Source organism: Promicromonospora sp. NPDC090134 (assembly GCF_044746965.1).
Classification (GTDB): domain Bacteria; phylum Actinomycetota; class Actinomycetes; order Actinomycetales; family Cellulomonadaceae; genus Promicromonospora.
Map to the genome: position 1 here is coordinate 395557 of NZ_JBIVCZ010000005.1, position 18711 is coordinate 414267.

Sequence of the window (18711 nt, forward strand, 5' to 3'; positions counted from 1 at the left end):
CTGCCCGGCCCCGTAGCCTGGGGGCGTGAACCAGCCCGTGCAGGACGTCGGACCCGCCTCCCCGGCGGAGGTCCCCGACGAGACCTCTGACGTCGGACCCGCCGGCGAGCCCCGCTTCCGCCTCGCCTATGTGCCGGGCGCGACGCCGGGCAAGTGGGCGAGCGTGTGGCACGAGCGGCTGCCCGACGTGCGCCTGGAGCTGGTCCAGGTGGAGGCCGGCGCGGTCGCGGCCGCGCTGGAGACGGGCGACGTGGACGCCGCGATCGGCCGCCTCCCCGTGGACAAGGACGTGTTCTCCGCGATCCCGCTCTACGAGGAGACGTCGGTGGTCTGCTTCTCCCGGGACCACCTGCTCGCCGCCCTCGGCGATGACGAGACCGTGTCCGCCGGCGACATCGCACAGGACCCCGTCTGGGTGCCGGGCGACGACGTCCTGTTCACCGGCGGCCGCACGGTCCCGGGCGCGGTGCCGGCAGATCCGGAAGGCAACCCGCTGGAGCGGGTCCCGACCACCGCCGACGTCGTCGCGACTGTCGCCGCGAACGTCGGGGTGGCAGTGCTGCCGATGTCGCTGGCACGGCTGCACCGCCGCAAGGACGTGACCTACCGCCTGCTCTCCGACGGGCCGACGGCGCGGGTGGGCCTGGTCTGGCCGGTCGACCGCACCACGGATCTCGTCGAGGAGCTCATCGGGATCGTCCGGGGGCGCACGGTCAACAGCTCGCGCGGCCGGGGCGCGCCGTCGGCCCGGGGCGCGCAGACCGGGGAAGCAGGGGGTGAACCGGCCGCCCGGACCGCCCGCGCGGGGGCGAAAAAATCGTCGAAGGGCGTGTCCGGGGCCAAGAAGAGGTCTGGTACGGGGCGCGGTACGGCCGCCGCCGGGGGGCGTGGGGGTGCGCAGCGCGGCAAGGGCGGACGCTCTGCCTCCCCAGGAAAGAAAAAGGGCAAAGGCCGGTAGGGCGTAAGAAAAGCCCTTGTAAGGTATTTTGCTGAGATGGGCGGATATTGGCGATCTGCGCCATTGTCGCTACGCTCCGGGAATCGTGTCCGACGTCGGACACGCGTCCAGTTCCCGTCTCGAAGGAGCGCGCAGTGCGCAAGATGACTGTCCTGGGAGCGTCCGCGCTCCTCGTCGCGGGCCTCCTGGTCCCCTCGGCTGCCGCGTTCGCCGCGCCGGTCGCCGGTGCACCCGTCGCCACCACCGGCGAAGCCACCTGCCCGAAGGACGGCAAGGTGGACGTCCAGGGCGACCACACCACCCTGGTGGTCACCGCGCCCGAGGGTTACCTCATCACCGGCTACTGCGTGAAGGCCGGCTCGGCCAACCAGGGCCTGGGCCCGGAGGACGTGGTCGTCGACCCGCCCGCGACCGAGGTGACGATCTCGCACTCGTCCGGCAAGGCGATCAGCCACTACACGCTGATCACGGTCAAGGCCGAGCCGACGCCGGAGCCGAGCGTTCCGGGCGAGGAGCCGACGGTGCCGGGCGAGGAGCCGACCGACGACACCGGCGTCGAGCCGTCGGCGCCCGGTGAGCCGACCGAGGACGGGAACGAGCCGATCGAGGAGTCTGCGGCTCCGGGCGAGGTCGAGGGCGAGGACGCCACGCCCGCCCCGGCCGGTGAGGAGCCCGAGGTGCTCGCCGCTACGGGCGCCAGCACCGTCGTCGGCTTCACGCTGATCGCGCTCGCTCTCGTGGGTGGCGGCGTGACCCTGATCGTGCTGCGCCGCAAGGGCGTGCTCGGTAGCTGAGCAGTCCGTACACCGCTACGGAAGCAGGGCGGGGGGGGGGCCGGGGCCCCGGGGCCCCCCCCCCCCCGGGGGGGGGGGGGGCGGGGGGGGGGGGGGCCCCCCCCGCCCGGCCCCCCCCCCCCCCGGGGGTTTCCGGGCCGCCCCGGGCCACCCCGGGGGGCGGGGGGGGGCCCCCTTGACGGGGCGGCCCCCCCGGGGGGGGCTGGTTCGCTGCGCCCGGGGGGGGGGGGGGGGGGGGGGGGGGGGGGGGCCCCGGGCCCCCGGCCCCCCCCCCGCCCTGCTTCTGTGTCCTGTCCTGTGCCGGCGGCTCGACCCGTACTAGTCGACCGCCGTCACCTGGATGATCAGCGCCTGCATCGGCCACAGCGTGGGCAGCTGCAGCCCGACCTCGGTCAGCACGGAACCGGGCACGTCCACGGCCTCCTTGCCGAGCCAGCCGGGCGTGATGCCACCTGTCCACCTCGCGGACCCCACCTCGTCGCGTACCCGCACGCTGTAGCGCCGGGCCGGGTCGAGCCCGTCGAGCCGCACCCGCTCCGTGAGCGCGTCCTGGAGCGAGGCCACGGTGGCCACCGTCCACACGCCCGCGGCCCGGTCGGGGGAGACGAAGCCCGTGACCCGCAGCGCGGGGTCCACCGTGTCGCCGTGCACGACCGTGCCGGTGTGCACGAGCGAGCGGAGCTCCTTGTAGAGCGTCGCGTACGCCGTGACCGCGACCAGCTCGTCGTCCGTGCAGGCCAGCAGGTCCCACTCGAACCCGGCGTGGCCCTGGAGCGCGGTGGCCACGCGGTACGAGAGGTCGGTGGTGCGTCCCGACGAGTGTGCCGGCGACGGGCCGACGTGCGCGCCGATCAGCTCGGGCGGGAGCACGAGCGACGTCCACCGCTGGATGTCCTGGCGCTCCACCGGGTCGTTGGAGTCGGAGGCCCACACGCGGTCGGTGATCTCGAGGATCCCCAGGTCGGTGCGCGCGCCGCCCGAGGAGCACGACTCGATCTCCAGCCCCGGGTGGTCCGCCTTGAGCCGTGCGATCAGCGCGTACGCGGCGAGCGTCTGCACGTGGGTGCCCGGCCGCCCGACGCCGTCCGCCCCGACGTGGACGGGCTCCGTGAGGTCGCGGTTGTGGTCCCACTTGATGAAGTCGATGCCCAGCTCCGTCACCAGCGCCGAGATCTGGCCGCGCACGTGCTCCCAGGCCTCGGGGACGGCGAGGTCCAGCACGTACTGCGTGCGGAACGACAGCCCGTCCGGCGACGGGACGGCCGCGGTGTTCGAGAGGATCCACTCCGGGTGGGCGCGGGCCAGGTCGGAGTCGAGGTTGACCATCTCGGGCTCGAACCACAGCCCGAACTCCATGCCCAGCTCGTGGACCAGACCCGCGAGCGGGCCCAGGCCGTCGGGCCACACGTCGTGGTCGACCACCCAGTCGCCCAGCCCGGTGGTGTCGTCGCGCCGGGAGTGGAACCAGCCGTCGTCGAGCACGAAGCGCTCCACACCCACCGCCGCGGCCCGGCGCGCGAGCCGCTCCAGCTTGGCCGGGGAGTGGTCGAAGTACACGGCCTCCCACGTGTTCAGCACCAGCGGCCGCGGGCTGGTCACGTGCTGGGGCCGCGCCCGCATCCAGGTGTGGAACCGGTCCGCGACGCCGTCCAGGCCCCGCGGCGACCAGGCGAAGTACGCGACGGGCGTGCGATACGCCTCGCCGGGCGCCAGCCGGACCTCGCCCGGCCGCACGAGCTCGCCCGCCCCGAGCAGCGTGGCGTGCTCGGTGAGGTGGTCCACGCGGTGCGTCACGTCGGCACTCCACCCCAGGTGGGTGGCCCACGCCTCGCCGGCGCGGTGGCGCGGGGTGCCCGACGACGCCACCGTCACCCAGGGCGCGTCGTGACCCGACCGGCCCCGACGGGTCTGCCGGGCCGTGCTGCCGCTCGGCATCGGCGTGGTCACCGGCGACTTCTCGCGGGACCAGCGGCCGGTGAACTGGGTCAGGTGGTCCGCGGCCCGCGGCACGGGCAGCGTGGCCTCCAGCCAGTGCACGTCCACGGGGTCGTGGCCGTCGTTCGCCAGCTCGTGCCACAGCAGGACGAGCCCGCCCGCGCCGATCTCCAGGTGCGAGCGCAGCGTCAGCCCCAGGCCTGGGTCGTGCGCCGTGACCAGCAGGTCGGCGGTGTCCCGCTCCACCTCGGTGACGGTCCAGCGCGGGAACAGCGAGATGCCGCCCGCCGCCACGAGCAGGCCGGGCCGGCCCGCCCAGCCGTCCGACTCCTGCGGCAGCACGGAGGGCCGCCACGCGGCGTCGAGCGTGCCGGGCGCGGTCTGCCGGCTGGTCGCCGAGTCGAGCGACTGCAGGTCGGCGGGCGACAGGTCGCCCAGGTCGGGGCCCCAGTGGAGCACGAGCGGCAGCCCGCGCTCGGGGTGGGCCACGACCACGGCGACACCGTCGCGGCGCAGCACCGACCAGCTGGAGACCTCGTCGAACCTGTGCATCGTGCTGTCCTCTCGCCCCCTGGACCACACCGTACGCGCGGTCACTGACATGGGATCGGGTTTTGTCCTGCTCGGACGGGTGATGTGCTGGGGGATGTGCCTAGCGCTTCACGAGGTCGTTCTCGGTGCGCAGCACCGGCCGGGAGACCAGCGCCGCCGGGTCGAGGTCGCGGCTCGTCGTCACGTGGAACACTGCCGTCGCGCCCGCCGGGAGGTCGACCACCTGCTCGTCCACCTCGGCGTCCGGGTCGAGCCGGTCGGCCAGCACGGACACGCCGAGCGCCAGCGACGTCGCCGTCACCTCGACGCGGTAGCCGCCGTCCTGGGCGGTCACCGCGGTCTCCAGCGGCGCGGCGTCGAGGGCCAGGTCCTTGCTCTCGGCCCAGCGGTGCAGCCCGCGCTCCGCGCCGAGGGTCACGACCAGCACCTCGTGGGCGGCGTCGGCCACGGCGACCAGGTCGCCCGCCAGCGGCACCAGCGTCACCGAGCGCGGCGGCACCACCACCTCGCTGTCCGACGCCGCCAGCACCTCGCCGCCCAGCGTGGTCCGGGCCGCCGTCACGGGGCCGGCCCACGGCTCGTCGGTGTCGTTGACCAGCGCCGCGACCAGCTCGTCCCCGCGTGGCTGCACGGTGACCGTGCGGTCGGCGAACGCGTTCCGCAGTGCGTACCAGAGCGGCTTGCGCCGGCCGTCGCCGTCCACGGCGGCCCAGGAGGTGACGGGCCAGCAGTCGTTGAGCTGCCACACGATCGCGCCCGCGGTGCGCGGCCACCACGACCGGTAGTGCTCCACGGCGTACCGCACCGCGCGCGCCTGGTTGAGCTGCGTGGCCCAGTGCCAGTCGACGAAGTCGTCGGGGACGTCCAGGTGCGGGGCCAGGCCGCGGTCCAGCTTGCCGTTGCCGTCGATCGCCTTCTGGTGCAGCAGGAAGACCTCGGACTCCTTGAAGCCGTCCGGCACCGCAGCACCATCAGGCCCGTCAGCGCTGTCAGGAAGGACTGCTCGCCGGAGGGTCGCCCAGGTGGCCGGGCCCTGGAAGCCGAACTCCGACGCGAACCGCGGCACGTCGTCGCGGTAGTGGGTGTAGTCCACGCGGTTCCACACGTCCCACTGGTGGTGCGTGCCGTGGTCCGGGTCGTTGGGGTGCACCTGCTCGGGCGTGGAGCCGGGGGAGTAGGGCGAGCCGTCCGAGTAGGGGCGGGTCGGGTCGACCTCGGCCAGCACCTTCGGGAAGAGCTCGTAGTAGTAGCCGGCGCCCCAGGTCAGGTCGCCCAGCCGCTCCTTCCAGCCCCAGTCCTCGTGACCCCAGATGTTCTCGTTGCCGCCGTTCCACAGCACCAGCGACGGGTGCGGCGCCAGCCGGGCGGCGTTCTCCCGCAGCTCGGCCTCGAACTCGGACCGGTGGGGCTCCTCCTCGGGGTAGGCGGCGCAGGCCAGCAGGATGTCCTGCCAGACCATGACGCCCTTCTCGTCGCAGACGTCGTAGAAGTCGTCCGACTCGTAGATGCCGCCGCCCCACACCCGCAGCAGGTTGAGGTTCGCGCCCAGGGCCTGGTCCACACGTCGTTCGAGGCGCTCGCGCGTGATGCGCGTCAGCAGGTGGTCGTCGGGGATCCAGTTGGCCCCGCGCGCGAAGACCGGCTTGCCGTTGATCAGGAACGTGAAGCCCGTGCCGTGCTCGTCGCGCTCGCGGTCCACCTCGACGGTGCGGAACGCGACCCGGCCGGACCACGCGTCCAGCGGGTTCGAGCGGTCCTCGCCGTCGCCCTCGTAGACGGTCACCTCGATCGGGTACAGCGGCTGGTCGCCGTGCCCGGCAGGCCACCACAGGTCCACGTCGCCCGCCTCGACCCGCACGTCCAGGACGCCGCCGGCCCAGCCGGCCGGGATCCCCGTCGTGGTCCCGCGGTCCCCGACGGAGACGTCGACGGTCAGCCGCGGCGTGTCGGCCAGGCCGGAGGTCTCGACCTCGACCCGCACGTCGACCAGGCCCGTGCCGTCGTCGGCCACGGTGGCCAGCGGGGTCACCCAGGCCAGCCGCGCCACCCGCCAGCGTTCCACCCGCACGGGCTTCCACAGGCCGGCCGTCTGCAGGTCGGGGCCCCAGTCCCAGCCGAACGAGCAGGCCATCTTGCGGACCATGTTGAACGGGTGGGTGTTGGCCGAGGGGCGCGCGCCGAGGCGGATCGCCTCGGCCTCGGCCGTCTCCAGCGCGGAGTCGAGGTCGACCACCAGGTTGGCCGGCGTGCCGACCAGCTCGCGCACGTCGTACCGGTAGGAGCGGTGCATGTTCGAGGTGCGGCCGAGGTGGGTGCGGCCCTGGCCGACGGCGGCGTGCTCCACGTCCGTGTCGACGGCCACGCCCGCGACCGTGTCGATGCCCTCGAGGAGCAGGTCGACGCGCTCGTCGTCAGCGGCGGGCGGCTCGTCCAGCACGGTCGCGTACCGCCAGGTGGTGCGCCTCATCCAGGCGAGCGCGGTCTCGTTGGTGCCGACATACGGGTCGGGGATGAGCCCCTGCTCCAGCAGGGCGGTGTGGCTCGTGCCCGGCACGGTTGCCGGGACGGGGACCCCGGCAAGGTCCTCCGGGACGGGGCCGCCCGTCGCGGTCAGGGTCCAGTCGGTCAGGTCGCGGCTGATCTTCATCGATCCTCGTCCTCCCAGAGCGGTGCGCTCAGTGCGTGTGCGAGCGGACCCGAGCATAGGCGGCGCGTCGCCGCGGATCGAACCGATATCACCGGTCGGTTCACCCGCCCGCGGGACGGCGTTCAGTCGGGCCGGACCACCAGGCCGAGCCGCTCGGCCAGCAGGATCGCCTGGGCCTCGCCGACCACCGCTCCGGTGAGGTTCGCCGCCAGGGGATCAAGCGTCGACAGGTCGCTGCCCCGCAGGTCGGCGTTGGTGAGGTCGGCCTCGTGGAGGTCCGCGCCCGACAGGTCGCAGCCGACCAGGACGACGCCGTTCGCCTTGATCCCGGAGAGGTCGGCCTCGCGCAGGCGGACGCCGTCGAGCTGCGCACCGGCCAGGGCAGCGCGGTGCAGGTTGGTGAAGGACCAGTTGCCGCCCTCGACCTTGAGCAGGTCGAACCTGCAGTTCGCGAACTGCGAGCCCACGAGCTTGCAGCGCTCCAGCTTCGCGTCGAAGAAGACGCACGCGTCGAAGACGCACGAGGTGAAGGCGAACTCGGTCAGGTGGGTGCTGTTGAAGCGCACGCCGCGGAACACGCACGAGTCGAACGTGGCGCCCGTCCCGGTGGCCTCCGTCAGGTCCACGTCGGCGAACAGCGTGGCCATGTGGTCCTCGCCCGACAGGTCGCGGGCGTACCAGTCCTCGCCCCTGACGGTGAGCTCTGTGGCGGGCATCCGGATCATGCGGTCGACCCTACGGGTACCCACCGACAGTCCCCGCACCGACGACGCCCCGCCGCTGCGGGCGGCGGGGCGTCGGGTCAGACGGTCAAGCGGTCAGGCGCTCAGGCGGCGTCCGGGAACGGGACGCCCGTGGTCGCGTGGCAGCGGTAGCCGTTCGGGTTCTTCGCGTCGGACAGGTACTGCTGGTGGTAGTCCTCGGCGTAGAAGAACGGTCCGGCCTCGGCGGCGGGGGCGATCTCCGTGGTGATCGCGTCGTACCCCTTGGCGCTCAGCACCTCGGCGTACTGCTTGGCCGTCTCCTGCGCGGCCTCGGCCTGCTCCGGCGTGGTCCAGTAGATGCCCGAGCGGTACTGGGTGCCCACGTCGTTGCCCTGGCGGAAGCCCTGCGTCGGGTCGTGCCGCTCCCAGAAGATCTTGAGCAGCTCGGCCTCGCTGACCTTGGCCGGGTCGTACGCCACGAGTGCGGTCTCCGTGTGGCCGGTCCGCGCGGTGCAGACCTCCTCGTACGTCGGGTTGGGCGTGGTGCCGCCCATGTAGCCGACGGCGGTGCTCACGACGCCGGGGACCTGCCAGTAGATCTCCTCGGCGCCCCAGAAACAGCCCATCGCCAGGTAGAGCACGCGCGTACCCGGCTCCCACGGACCCGTGATCGACGATCCGAGCACCGTGTGCGGGCGGGGGTTCTGGAGCTGAGGAGCGGTACGACCCGGCAGGGCGTCCTCGGGCGCGACCATGGTGGTCTTGGAACCGGAGCCGGGGCCGAAGAGCGAGTTCAGAAAGGTCATCGAACACACATCCTTTGGGTCTGATTCGTGCGGTGGCACGTTTGTCCATCACAACACGGACCTGGGTGACAGTGTTCCGGCATGCTTACGCGGGCCGGGGTATGAGCCTCTGCACGAGGAGCCGCACCCGTGCCTGCGTCCCGGGTGCCGACGACGCACGTCGCGCGCCCGGCGCACCCGCGTTGCCGAAGAACTTGTGCAGGTACGCCGCGGCATCACGCCCGCTCGCCCGAGCCGGCCAGTCGCCGGCTCGGAGTCCCGCGTTCTCCGCGGACTCGAGAAGCCTCCAGACGTCGACGGCGTCCCTTTCCGTGAGTCGTGCCCGGTACGCGTACGCCTTCAGGACGAGCGCAGCGCGTACGTCAGGGAGCAACAGAGACAGTTCAACGGCACTCCCGTTGCTGAGGCGGGCCGCCAGCACCACTTCCGCCGCAGGCAGTGCGAGAGCGAGCGACAGTCCAGGCACGGCATCGACGACCAGGGACCCCAGTTCCTGGTTGGGCTCATGCTTGCCGAGATACGACGGGACGAGCACGTCGATGACGCGCCGTTCGCCCGGGGCCTCGCGGGCGAAGCGGCTGCCGTCCTCTCGGGTGTAGCCGAGTCTCGACAGCGCTTCGGGCAGGCGTGGGTCCGAGCACACCGACGTGGACACACCCATGTCCGCGTCGGCGGTCTCTCGTGCGGGCACGCGGTCCGCGACCTCGTGGACGTGGGTCAGGAGCGTGGTGGCGATGCCGCCGACCAGGCGGTACTCGACACCGAGCGACGCGCTGATCGCGGCGACGTCGGCTGCCGCGAGCCAGGCTCCGTCGGTCGCCGCGGACGGCGAGGTCAGCTGGAGAACGGTCATGCTTGACCTCTTCGTGTGGTGAGGTGGCGTCGAAGGGCATCAGCGGCGTCGCCGTGGCCCTGGTGCGCGAGGTCGATCCACACCCGCCACGGGGGGAGCACCGGGTAGCCGTTCTCCGGAGGGGGGGCTGACCCGAGGAGATACGGGTCGTCGGGGACGGCGAGGAACAGGTTCGCCGCGTCCGCGGTCGTCGGCGTCGCCTCGATCTCCTGGAGGTCGACCTGTACCGCCGACCAGATCCAGGTGCTGGACGGCCGAGCCCAGGGTGCGACCGAGTCCGCGGCGACGTCGCCACCGACCGCGTGCTCGATACCCCCTTCCCGCAGGTACGTCGTCGCGCGCTGGGCGGCTGTCACCGGTGCGTCGAGAGTCAGCCACGAGGTGGCGATCCTCGGTTGCCATGGATACCGGGCGAGGACCCAGTCGGCCAGATGGTCGGGCGAGTGCACCTCCCATCCCGTGGGAGTGCGGTGCACGGCATCACCGAGGTTTTGCAGGGCCTGGCTGATGCGTGGCTGGGTCACTCCGATCCGGCCGGCCAGCACGCGCTGGGAGGTCTTGGGCGCTTCAAGGAGCTCGAAGGCCAGCGCGTACGTCGCCCAGGGGACACGTCCTGGGCGCCGGCTCGGTTGTGTCGCGGCGGGATCGGCCAGATCTCGCCGGCCTGCGGGCGAGAGCAGAGAGCCTCGCACGGGCGTGCCCGGCGAACCAGGCACGATCAACAGGGACACGTTCTCTTCCAGGGCAGCCTGGCTGACCCCGGCGCTCGCGGACGGTACGACGAGCAGCAGCCAGACGCCCCGTTCCCGTGCGGATGCGGCATGGGCGTGGACAGTGGAGGGCCGGATCGGTGCCGGGAAGGTCTTTGTGCGGTAGGCCGTGCTCGGCCAGCCTGCGCCTGCCAGCACGACGTCGGCACCGCTACCTTCCGGCGGTGCCGTGACGACGAGGCCCAGCCGGTCGGCGATCGTGGTCCACGGTTCGGTGATAAGCATCAGACGCCCTTCCTGTCTAATGCTTATACTCTAGGCGACTTCACCGGATCATGCGAGACGCTTTCTTGAGTTCTGCCCTGGGCAGATGCGGTGGCGCCTCGTGGCGACGCGCGCCATGGTCGGCACATGAGCGGGCACACGAGCAGCGAGGTCGGTGCGGTAGCGGTCCTGTCGGACGTCCACGGGGTGCTCCCCGTCCTGGAGGCGGTGCTCGCGGAACCCGACGTGGCGGCCGCCGACCGTGTGGTCGTCACCGGCGACCACGCCGCCGGGCCGCAGCCCGTCGAGGTCCTGGACCGCCTCCGGGCCCTGGGGGAGCGGGCCGTTCTGGTTCGCGGGAACGCGGACCGCGAGCTCGTGGCGCTCGCGCGCGGCGGCACCACCGACATCCCGGACCCGGTCGCGCCCTGGGCCGCGTCCCGGCTGCGGCCCGACGACGTCGCGCTGCTCGCCGGCCTGCCGCACCCCGTCGAGCTGACGGTGCGCGGGTTCGGCCGCGTCGTCTTCTGTCACGGCACCCCGCGCGACGACGAGGAGGTGGTGCTCGTCGACTCGTCGCTGGAGCGCTGGGCCGACGTGCTCGGCGGCCTCGACGCCGACGTGACCACCGTGGTCATGGGACACACCCACATGCCGTTCGTCCGGCTGGTCGACCGGCGCCTGTGCGTCAACCCCGGCAGCGTCGGCATGCCCTACGGCCGTGCCGGCGGCTCGTGGGCCCTCCTGCGTGACGGGCAGGTCGAGGTGCGGCACACCCCGGTCGGCGTCGAGGCGGCTGTCACGGCGGTCGCTGCCGGGAGCGCCTACCCCGCGGCGGAGGAGTGGGCACGGCAGTACGTGACGTCGGCCAACAGCGACGCCGACGCGCTGCGGGTGTTCGGCCCGAGGGACGGGCGGCCCGAAGCCCCCACGTCTTGATGTAGGGCATGGCGTAGGGCATCATGTAGGGCATGATGAAGACGAGCATCTATCTCGACGAGGAACGCAAGGCTGCTCTCGAACGTGTTGGTGCGCTCACGGGTCGATCGCAGGCGGACCTCATTCGCGAGGGGATCGACCAGGTGATCCACGACCATCTGCGCACCCGTCCCAAGATGAAGGGGCGTCTGCGGCAGCATGGCCTGACGCGTCGTGTCGACGAGCTCCTGGATGGCTTCGGCGAGTGATCGTCATCGCCGACACCGGAGGGATCGTCGCGGCGATGGACCCGGGCGAGCCGCAGCACGACCAGTTTCGGGAGACCCTTGAATCAGCCAGGATCGCGGTCGTCACGCCGCTGGTGATAGCCGAGGTCCACTATCTGCTGAGCGCTGCGGGTGAGCATCTGGCAGCGAGCGACTTCCTGGAGAACGTCACGGATGGCTTCTTCGAGGTGGCAGATCCGCGCCCGGAGGATTACGGCACTGCGAGGACCCTCATCAAGAAGTACGAGGGAAAGATGCAGCGCAAGCGCCGCAAGCCCGGGTCCTTGGACCTCGCGGATGCCATCAACGTGGTCGTGGCCGGTTCCTTGGGAACCAACCTGATCGTGGCGACCGACCAGGACTACCGGGTCGTGAGCCCGCTCAGCGGACACGACTACTTCGCGATCCTGCCGGCGGACGACGGGCCTGTTTGAGGGCGCGGTCGGGTCGGCGGCTCAGAGCTGAGCCGCCAGGCGTTCCACCGCCTCGGTGACGCGGGCGAGGATCTGGTGCGACCGCCGCCAGTCGCCCACCTCGAGCGAGTGGTCCGCGCCGTCGACCGTCAGCACCTCCACGTCCGGGGTGGTCGCGACGCCGCCGTCCCACAGCGGGTCCGCCGTGCCGCCGACGAGCAGCGCCGGTGCCGTCCCCGACGCGAGCGCGGCCCGGACCGGCCCGGACGCGTCCCCGGTGAGCACCGGCGTCAGCCACGCGCCCGGGAGCCCGAGCTCGACGGCGACCGGCAGGGCGAACGTACCCAGCGACTTGGCGACCACGAGGTGCCGGCCGCCGTCGGGCACCGGAGCGGCCTGGAGCGACTCCCCGTACGCGCGGCGCGCCGCCGCCCAGTCCGGCGAGGGCTCGTCCCAGGCGAAGGTGCGGACGGTCCAGCCGGCCGCGCGCAACGCCTTGGCGGAGTACCGGAGCAGCGGGCCCTGCGCCGTGTACCCGCTGCCCGGGAGGATCGTCGCGACCCGCGCAGGATCGCCCGTGGACGTGCTGATCTGCCAGGTCGTCATCTCGCCACGGTAGTACCGCGGCCCGCCGGTGTCAGCGCTGGTGCGAGTGCCGGCACCGGTGCGGCGCCGGTGTCACGGGCGATGTCAGTGGTCCGGCGTACCGTCCTGTCCATGGCCGACACCGACCCCGAGCTGCTGATCACCGACGTCGCAGCCTGGCGCGCCTGGCTCGACGAGAACGAGGAGACGTCGGACGGCGTCTGGCTGATCCTCGCGCGCAAGGGCAAGGACGCCCCGACCACCCTGACCTACGACACCGCGCTCGACGAGGCGCTGTGCAGCGGCTGGATCGACGCGCAGGGCCGCAGCCGGGACGACACGACGTCGCTCCAGCGGTTCTGCCCGCGCCGGTCGCGCAGCCGCTGGTCCGCGCGGAACGTGCGGATCGTGGACCGCCTGACCACCGAGGGGCGCATGCGTCCCCGCGGCCAGCAGGAGATCGACCGGGCCAAGGACGACGGCCGCTGGGACGTCGCGTACGAGGGCAGCAAGAACATCGAGGTGCCGCCCGACCTCGCGGAGGCGCTCGCGGCCAGCCCCCGGGCGACGGCGATGTTCGGGATCCTCACGGCGCAGAACCGGTTCGCGATCCTTTTCCGCATCACGGGCGTCAAGAAGCCGGAGACCCGGGCGCGGAACATCACCAAGTTCGTGGGCATGCTGGAGCGGGGCGAGACGGTCTACCCCCAGAAACGGAAGCTGGAGGAGTGACCGCGGCCGCGATCTGCCCGGGAGCTGACCTGAAGGAGTCCTTGAGATCCGCTGAGCGGCTTCACTAGGGTTTCTGGCAGCGGCGGTTCCCGGCAACGCCGGTTCCTGGCACCGCCGAGACCGAGGAGGGCCGTGGACAGCGAGGTCGTACTGCGGCTCGAGTCGGGGGACGTGCTGGTCACCTTCGTCCCCACGAGCCCCGCGTCGCCGTCCGGCACCGCTCGTCCCGCGCCTCCCGCGCCTCCCGCGCCGCCCGCCGTCCGGAGCACGACGGCGGCCGGCGCGCTGGACGCCGTGGCCGCACGCCTCGCCGCCGACGGCGCCAGCGTGCACCCGGGCCTCGAAGCGCTGCTCGGCCTGCCGGAGGCGGCCCTCCTGCTGCGCACGTTGGAGACGTACCTGGAGCTCGCGGGCAGCGCGCGGGCGACGGCGGAGGCGCTGCACCTGCACCGCACCTCGCTGTACTACAGGCTCCAGCGGGTCGAGCTGCTCGCCGGCACCGACCTCAAGGACGGCACCGAGCGGCTCGCCCTGCACCTGGCGCTCAGGGTCGCCCGGGCGGCGGGACGGCTCCCCGACCAGGCGGCCGCGCCGGGCGCGTGAGGGGGCGGGTCAGCGCACCGCCAGCTCCGCGACGGCGGCACTGAGCTCGCGGCCCGTGACGCCCTCGGGCCAGCCGCGCAGCAGACCGCCGTCCTTGCCGACCAGGGCCACGAGCGGCGCCTCGGCGACCGCGTACATGAGCCACGCGTCACCGGTCGGGTCCACCGCCACGGGATAGGTGATGTCGTTCTCCTCGACGTAGGCGGCGACGTCGTCGGGGTCCGAGAGGTTCGCGACGCCGAGGAACAGCACCTGGTCCTCGTACTCCTCGACCACGTCGTTGATCGGGCCCTGCTGCCCCGCGCACCGGGTGCACCAGGTCTCGAAGAACACGAGCACGACGGGGCGCTCCGTCCACTGCCCGGCCAGGTCCAGCGTGGTGCCGTCGGTCAGCTCCAGGGTGAGCGGTGGCGCCGGAGGCGCGTCGTCGGGCACGGGCCGGAACTCGACGCCCGCGGGGACCGGCCCCGGCAGCTGCCCCCGCGGCGTCCCGGCGCAGCCTGCGAGGGCGCCGATCACCAGCCCGGCCGCGAGCAGCGCCGCGACGAAGCCCCTCACCGCAGCACCGCCTCGGGCGCGTCGTCGAGGGCGGGGTTGGGCTCGATCGGCACGGGGCCGTGGCCGTCGACGGTCAGCTCGGCACCCGCCAGGTCGACCGAGGCCGGGACCTCGATCGACATGACGCACACGGTGGGCTGCCGTGCGGCGCCCAGGTCGATCGAGAAGGCCTTCTCGGCCCGGCCCTCGGGCAGCGCACCGGCGGCGAGCACGTCGCCGTCGGCCACCAGCTCGTACGGCGCCTCCGGGTGCGCGTACCGGAAGGCACGCGCACCCGAGCACGGGTCGGCGGGCTCGCGGATGTTCGCGTCGGGCACCACGAGGCGCACGGCCTGCGTCTCCCCGGCGCCCGCGGCCTTGCCCGAGCAGCCGGCCACCACCCCGAGCAGGCAGACCCCGACGACGACCGCCCTCAAGCGCCCGGCCTGCCCACCGAGTTCGGCCCGTCGCACCGAGATCGGTCCGTCGCTGTGCCGATCTCGGTGCGACGGACCGAACTGGCCGCGACCGTCCCACCAGAGAGCGCGACCGCGCCCGCCCCGCGAGCTCACCCCGCGTCCCGCAGGTCGCCGGCCGCCGCGGCGAGCGCGCCGGCGGCGAGGTTGCGCTGCCCGACGTCGGCCAGGCCCGCGGCGTCCTGCGCGAACCGGGCCAGCGCCGCGTCCGCCGCGCCGCCGTGGGCGTGGGCCGCGACGCGGAGCAGCGCCGTCAGCCGCTGTGCCTCGGCGCGGGTGAGCACACCGCGCTCCCGGTAGTCGTCCACCAGGTCGGACAGGGTGTGCAGGGTGGGCGCCTGCGCTCGCAGCGGCACGCGGACCGTGCTCGACACGTCCGGGTCGGACTCGCTGGTGACGGTGAGCGTCAGGGTCGCGGACCGCGCCGCGCCGTCGGCCGCCGTCGCCCAGGCCGACACGGGCAGCGTGCCGTCCGCCTCGACCGCCGTCACCTCGTACGGCAGCGCCACGTCCCAGCCGCGGCCGCGCACGGACGCCGAGATCCGGTACACGTCGGAGCCGTGCACGCCCTCGCCCGCCTCGCCCGTGTTCCGCAGCGGGACGTTCACCACGGTGGTGCCGGCGCCCACGGGGTACTGCTCCGCCCGGCCGAGCCGTGCCCCGCGCTCGAACGTGCCCGAGGCCTGGCGGTTGCGCACGGCGACGTCGTAGGTGAGCGTGCCGGAGGCGTCGCGGACGGCGTCCAGGACGTACACGTGCAGGTCGTTCGGCTCGTCGACGTACTCGAAGGAGCTGCCCGAGCCGGTGCCCGCGTGGAACGTCGCGTCGTCGAGCTGGCGCGGGTCGCCGCGCACGACGGGGACGGGCGTGCCGTCCGGCCGGTAGTAGTCGATGCGGCCGATGTCCGCGGGGTTGGCGTCGACGACCCACTCGCGCGGGGTGCCCCGGGGCTGGTTCTGGGCCAGCAGGACGCCGTGGCCGGCGGTGAACGAGTCGTTGCCCACCCGGTCCACGACCTCCAGCGTGTAGTCGGTCCAGGCCGCGCCGTCCGGGCACCAGAAGTCGGTGTCCTCCGGCACGTCCACGGCGCACTGGCCCGCGGTGTACCCGCCGTCGAGCGCGACCTCCAGGCCCACCTTGCCGTCGCCGCCCTGCGAGGCCGGCACGGCGGAGCGGGCCTGCAGCGTGGCGACCGCCACGCCCTGCTCCGCGAGCCCCGACCGGGTCAGCAGCACCTGGTCCTCCTCGGTCAGCACGCCGAGGTCCTGCTTGAAGTGGAGCATGTGGTGCGGCCCGAGGGCGGAACCGCCCGCGTTCGGGATCTGCCACCGGTTGTGGGTGCCGCCCGGTCCGTTGAAGGAGCCGCGGCTCATCATCTCCCAGTAGCCGGTGTAGGCGCGGGTGTTGTCGGCGAACGGGTTGTTGTAGTTGTCCGGCAGGCTGCGCAGGTGGCTGAACTCGTGCGCGAACACGCCGAGGCCGGAGCTCTCCGCCTGCGTCGAGGTACCGCCGCTCGCGTTGGGCCAGTGGTTGGCCGCCGACTGCCAGGACGTCCACTCCACGTACCGGGTGTGCGCCCAGTTCGGCATCGGGTCGCCGTTCTGGTTCAGGGGCGCCTCGCCGTCCGGACCGCGCGGCGGGCCGAGCGCGTCCGGCACGTCCTCGGGTGACTCGAACATCATCTGCCCGAACTCCTCCCACGTGGAGGTCTCGTCGTGCCCCGCCGTCACCCAGAAGGCGTTGTCGAAGCCGCAGAGCTGCTCCGCGCAGCCACCCAGGTCCTCGTGCCAGGCCGCGAAGCCGGCCTGCCGGATGTTCTTGCCGCACTCGTCGCCCTGCGGGCAGAACTCCTCGACGGGCGCGTTGAACGACGCGTCGTAGCCGTACTCGTGCAGCTTGCCCGGCAGCTCGTACGGACCGAACACCTCGACGTCGACGCCGATCCGGCCGTGGCTGTCCTCCATCCAGTACCCGTGCAGGGTCTGGCCGCCGTTGTACTCGTTCGGGGTGGCGTAGTAGTCGTAGAACCACTGGTTGACGTCGCCGGGCGCCACCGGCTGGAAACCGCTCGCGGGGTTGCCGAACGGGTGCGACTGCGGGTCCTGCGTGATGAGGAACGGCTGGTCCTCGAACTCCAGCAGGATCACCGCCGTCCGGTACTGCACGTCGCTGCCCGACGAGGTCTCGGCCGAGTCCCACTCCGCCGGCCGCACCGGGGTGTAGTCCTCCCAGGTCATCTCGGCCTGGTCGGTCCAGTCCTGCGGGTCGGGCGCCGTGATCGGGCTGCCCGACGCCGGACCGGTCGCCTCCGCGGTCGACGTCGCCCCAGCGAGGGGCAGGGTGAGCGGGACGGCGAGCGCGGCGGCGGCCGCGACGGCCGCCGTGCGCCGGACGACCCGGTCGCCGGTCCTGCTGGTCGGTGCCGGTCGTGTGCCTCGTCGGAGCCTCATGCGGGTCGCCCTCCCGATCGTCCGTGGCACGACCCGGACCGGGCCGTGCCGCGAGGCTACGAGCGCCCGCGCGCGGCGTCATCGGTCAGGTGTCGGGTGTTGCCTCCGACATCTGTCGGATCCGTGTGCGCCCGGTGCACCTTCCGTGCGGCGCGTGAACGCGCCTGCCGGGTGTCGGTGTGCTCCCCTAGGGTGTTGTCCGTGCCGCAGACCGAGGAGACAAGCGTGACGTCGAGCCAGACCACCGCGCCGCCCCGCACCGACGAGTCGGGCGCCGTCCCGCCGGCCATCCGGGCCGCCGCCTCGTGGTCGTGGCGCATGCTGCTGATCGGCGTGTTCGTCGCGGCGGTCCTGTGGCTACTCGCGCTGCTCAAGACGATCGTGGTCCCGGTGGCGGTCGCCCTGCTGCTGACGATCATGCTCACCCCGGTGCGGCGCCTCCTGAACGAGCGGCTGCGGGTACCGCGCGGGCTGTCCGCGGGGCTCTCCCTGATCGGCCTGATCCTGGTGGTCGCCGGCCTGATCACCCTGGCCGGGCAGTCGATCGCGAACGGGTTCGCCGACCTGCGGACGCAGGCCGTCACCGGCTTCAACGAGCTGTGGTCGCAGCTCTCGGCCACGTTCGGGCTCGAGACCGAGCTGCAGAGCTACAGCCAGGACATCCTCGACCAGCTCGAGGCGCAGCAGGGCGCGATCGTGAGCGGCGCCCTCGGCGCCGCGGCGACCGCGGGCAGCGTCCTGGTCGGTGCCCTGATCGCACTGTTCTGCACCTTCTTCTTCCTGTACGACCCGCGGAGCATCTGGGGCTGGATCGTCGGGCTGCTCCCGCTGTCCGCCCGCGAGCGGGTCAACCAGGCCGGGCGCCGCGGCGCCGTGACGCTCGCCGCCTACACCCGCACCCAGATCCTGGTCGCGGCGGTCGACGCCGTCGGCATCGGCATCGGCGCGGTGTTCTTCGTCCCGTCGCTGGCGCTGCCGATCGCCATCCTGGTGTTCGTCGGTTCGTTCGTGCCCGTCGTCGGTGCCATCGTGACCGGCGCCATCGCTGTCGTCGTCGTGCTCGTGTCCAACGGCTGGGTCGCGGCGCTCATCATGCTCGGCGTGGTGCTGCTGGTGCAGCAGATCGAGTCGCACGCGCTCCAGCCGTTCCTCATGGGCCAGGCCGTCTCGCTGCACCCGGTCGCGGTGATCCTCGCGGTGGCCGCCGGGTCGTTGGCGGCCGGCATCGTCGGCGCCCTGTTCGCCGTGCCGCTCGCCGCGCTGCTGAACACCGTGATCCTGTACCTCAACGGGCACGACAAGTTCCCGGAGCTCGGCGACGAGGACGCCCTACCGATCCGATGGCGCGCGGCCGATGCCCCGCCGATCCCGCTGCGGCTGCGCCGCAGCCCCGGCGCACTGGCCGAGAACGCCGTCGAGGACGTGTCCACCGACGCGGAACCGGCCGCGCCGGAGGGTGATCCGAAGCTCTGAACGTGCATCTGGCG

At 73.0% G+C, this 18711-nt stretch carries 18 protein-coding genes; 8 read left to right on the forward strand and 10 right to left on the reverse strand.

Annotated features, from left to right (window positions below; translation table 11 throughout):
* Nucleotides 1–25 precede the first annotated feature (25 nt).
* Nucleotides 26–958, forward strand: a complete 933-nt coding sequence (locus ACIPN7_RS16445) for a LysR family substrate-binding domain-containing protein (protein WP_400544181.1) — start codon at nt 26–28, stop codon at nt 956–958.
* 134 nt (nt 959–1092) lie between these two features.
* A complete protein-coding gene (locus ACIPN7_RS16450) occupies nt 1093–1752 on the forward strand; it encodes a hypothetical protein (RefSeq protein WP_400544184.1) in 660 nt (219 codons plus the stop codon).
* A 318-nt stretch (nt 1753–2070) separates the two neighbouring features.
* Here the strand turns inward: ACIPN7_RS16450 and ACIPN7_RS16455 are convergent, their stop codons facing one another.
* The 6 genes from ACIPN7_RS16455 to ACIPN7_RS16480 form a co-directional block, all read right to left on the reverse strand.
* Complete coding sequence (locus ACIPN7_RS16455) at nt 2071–4239, reverse strand: alpha-galactosidase (RefSeq protein ID WP_400544187.1); 2169 nt, start codon at nt 4237–4239, stop codon at nt 2071–2073.
* A 100-nt stretch (nt 4240–4339) separates the two neighbouring features.
* Nucleotides 4340–6886 (reverse strand): glycoside hydrolase family 2 protein, encoded by a 2547-nt coding sequence (locus ACIPN7_RS16460; RefSeq protein ID WP_400544190.1) that lies wholly within the window; start codon nt 6884–6886, stop codon nt 4340–4342.
* Between the two features lie 122 nt (nt 6887–7008).
* Nucleotides 7009–7611, reverse strand: coding sequence for a pentapeptide repeat-containing protein (locus tag ACIPN7_RS16465; RefSeq protein ID WP_400544193.1), 603 nt, complete (start codon nt 7609–7611; stop codon nt 7009–7011).
* 101 nt (nt 7612–7712) lie between these two features.
* Entirely contained in the window at nt 7713–8396 is a 684-nt protein-coding gene (msrA, locus tag ACIPN7_RS16470) for a peptide-methionine (S)-S-oxide reductase MsrA (protein ID WP_400544196.1), read from the reverse strand.
* A gap of 85 nt (nt 8397–8481) precedes the next feature.
* Entirely contained in the window at nt 8482–9249 is a 768-nt protein-coding gene (locus tag ACIPN7_RS16475; RefSeq protein ID WP_400544199.1) for a hypothetical protein, read from the reverse strand.
* Complete coding sequence (locus ACIPN7_RS16480; RefSeq protein ID WP_400544202.1) at nt 9246–10244, reverse strand: hypothetical protein; 999 nt, start codon at nt 10242–10244, stop codon at nt 9246–9248. The genes ACIPN7_RS16475 and ACIPN7_RS16480 overlap by 4 nt, the downstream gene beginning before the upstream one ends.
* 126 nt (nt 10245–10370) lie before the next feature.
* Between ACIPN7_RS16480 and ACIPN7_RS16485 the strand changes: the two genes are divergently transcribed.
* The 3 genes from ACIPN7_RS16485 to ACIPN7_RS16495 are packed head-to-tail and all read left to right on the forward strand — an operon-like array spanning nt 10371 to nt 11862.
* Complete coding sequence (locus ACIPN7_RS16485) at nt 10371–11162, forward strand: metallophosphoesterase family protein (RefSeq protein ID WP_400544205.1); 792 nt, start codon at nt 10371–10373, stop codon at nt 11160–11162.
* A 32-nt stretch (nt 11163–11194) separates the two neighbouring features.
* Nucleotides 11195–11410 (forward strand): ribbon-helix-helix protein, CopG family, encoded by a 216-nt coding sequence (locus ACIPN7_RS16490; RefSeq protein WP_400544208.1) that lies wholly within the window; start codon nt 11195–11197, stop codon nt 11408–11410.
* Nucleotides 11407–11862: a type II toxin-antitoxin system VapC family toxin gene (locus ACIPN7_RS16495; RefSeq protein WP_400544211.1), complete on the forward strand. Its 456-nt coding sequence runs from the start codon at nt 11407–11409 to the stop codon at nt 11860–11862. Before ACIPN7_RS16490 ends, ACIPN7_RS16495 begins: the two co-directional genes overlap by 4 nt.
* A 21-nt stretch (nt 11863–11883) precedes the next feature.
* Here ACIPN7_RS16495 and ACIPN7_RS16500 read toward each other — a convergent pair whose 3' ends face one another.
* Nucleotides 11884–12447 (reverse strand): hypothetical protein, encoded by a 564-nt coding sequence (locus ACIPN7_RS16500; protein WP_400544214.1) that lies wholly within the window; start codon nt 12445–12447, stop codon nt 11884–11886.
* A gap of 111 nt (nt 12448–12558) precedes the next feature.
* Between ACIPN7_RS16500 and ACIPN7_RS16505 the strand changes: the two genes are divergently transcribed.
* Both ACIPN7_RS16505 and ACIPN7_RS16510 read left to right on the forward strand, forming a co-directional pair.
* Entirely contained in the window at nt 12559–13158 is a 600-nt protein-coding gene (locus ACIPN7_RS16505; RefSeq protein ID WP_400544217.1) for a YdeI family protein, read from the forward strand.
* A gap of 132 nt (nt 13159–13290) precedes the next feature.
* Nucleotides 13291–13761, forward strand: coding sequence for a helix-turn-helix domain-containing protein (locus ACIPN7_RS16510; protein ID WP_400544220.1), 471 nt, complete (start codon nt 13291–13293; stop codon nt 13759–13761).
* A gap of 9 nt (nt 13762–13770) precedes the next feature.
* Here ACIPN7_RS16510 and ACIPN7_RS16515 read toward each other — a convergent pair whose 3' ends face one another.
* From ACIPN7_RS16515 to ACIPN7_RS16525, 3 genes are all read right to left on the reverse strand, one after another.
* Nucleotides 13771–14319: a peroxiredoxin family protein gene (locus ACIPN7_RS16515; RefSeq protein ID WP_400544223.1), complete on the reverse strand. Its 549-nt coding sequence runs from the start codon at nt 14317–14319 to the stop codon at nt 13771–13773.
* A complete protein-coding gene (locus ACIPN7_RS16520) occupies nt 14316–14735 on the reverse strand; it encodes a hypothetical protein (protein WP_400544226.1) in 420 nt (139 codons plus the stop codon). The genes ACIPN7_RS16515 and ACIPN7_RS16520 overlap by 4 nt, the downstream gene beginning before the upstream one ends.
* Before the next feature lie 131 nt (nt 14736–14866).
* On the reverse strand, nt 14867–17224 hold the full coding sequence (locus ACIPN7_RS16525; RefSeq protein WP_400544229.1) for a M6 family metalloprotease domain-containing protein: 2358 nt from the start codon (nt 17222–17224) through the stop codon (nt 14867–14869).
* Nucleotides 17225–17449: 225 nt separating this feature from the next.
* Between ACIPN7_RS16525 and ACIPN7_RS16530 the strand changes: the two genes are divergently transcribed.
* A complete protein-coding gene (locus tag ACIPN7_RS16530) occupies nt 17450–18697 on the forward strand; it encodes an AI-2E family transporter (protein ID WP_400544232.1) in 1248 nt (415 codons plus the stop codon).
* Nucleotides 18698–18711 lie beyond the last annotated feature (14 nt).

Excerpts from the sequence above, each read along its gene's own strand:
- ACIPN7_RS16455 (WP_400544187.1), bottom strand. The coding sequence starts at position 4,239 with ATGCACAGGTTCGACGAGGTCTCCAGCTGGTCGGTGCTGCGCCGCGAC.
- ACIPN7_RS16460 (WP_400544190.1), bottom strand. The coding sequence starts at position 6,886 with ATGAAGATCAGCCGCGACCTGACCGACTGGACCCTGACCGCGACGGGC.
- ACIPN7_RS16465 (WP_400544193.1), bottom strand. The coding sequence starts at position 7,611 with ATGATCCGGATGCCCGCCACAGAGCTCACCGTCAGGGGCGAGGACTGG.
- msrA (WP_400544196.1), bottom strand. The coding sequence starts at position 8,396 with ATGACCTTTCTGAACTCGCTCTTCGGCCCCGGCTCCGGTTCCAAGACC.
- ACIPN7_RS16475 (WP_400544199.1), bottom strand. The coding sequence starts at position 9,249 with ATGACCGTTCTCCAGCTGACCTCGCCGTCCGCGGCGACCGACGGAGCC.
- ACIPN7_RS16480 (WP_400544202.1), bottom strand. The coding sequence starts at position 10,244 with ATGCTTATCACCGAACCGTGGACCACGATCGCCGACCGGCTGGGCCTC.
- ACIPN7_RS16485 (WP_400544205.1), top strand. The coding sequence starts at position 10,371 with ATGAGCGGGCACACGAGCAGCGAGGTCGGTGCGGTAGCGGTCCTGTCG.
- ACIPN7_RS16490 (WP_400544208.1), top strand. The coding sequence starts at position 11,195 with ATGATGAAGACGAGCATCTATCTCGACGAGGAACGCAAGGCTGCTCTC.
- ACIPN7_RS16500 (WP_400544214.1), bottom strand. The coding sequence starts at position 12,447 with ATGACGACCTGGCAGATCAGCACGTCCACGGGCGATCCTGCGCGGGTC.
- ACIPN7_RS16505 (WP_400544217.1), top strand. The coding sequence starts at position 12,559 with ATGGCCGACACCGACCCCGAGCTGCTGATCACCGACGTCGCAGCCTGG.
- ACIPN7_RS16525 (WP_400544229.1), bottom strand. The coding sequence starts at position 17,224 with ATGAGGCTCCGACGAGGCACACGACCGGCACCGACCAGCAGGACCGGC.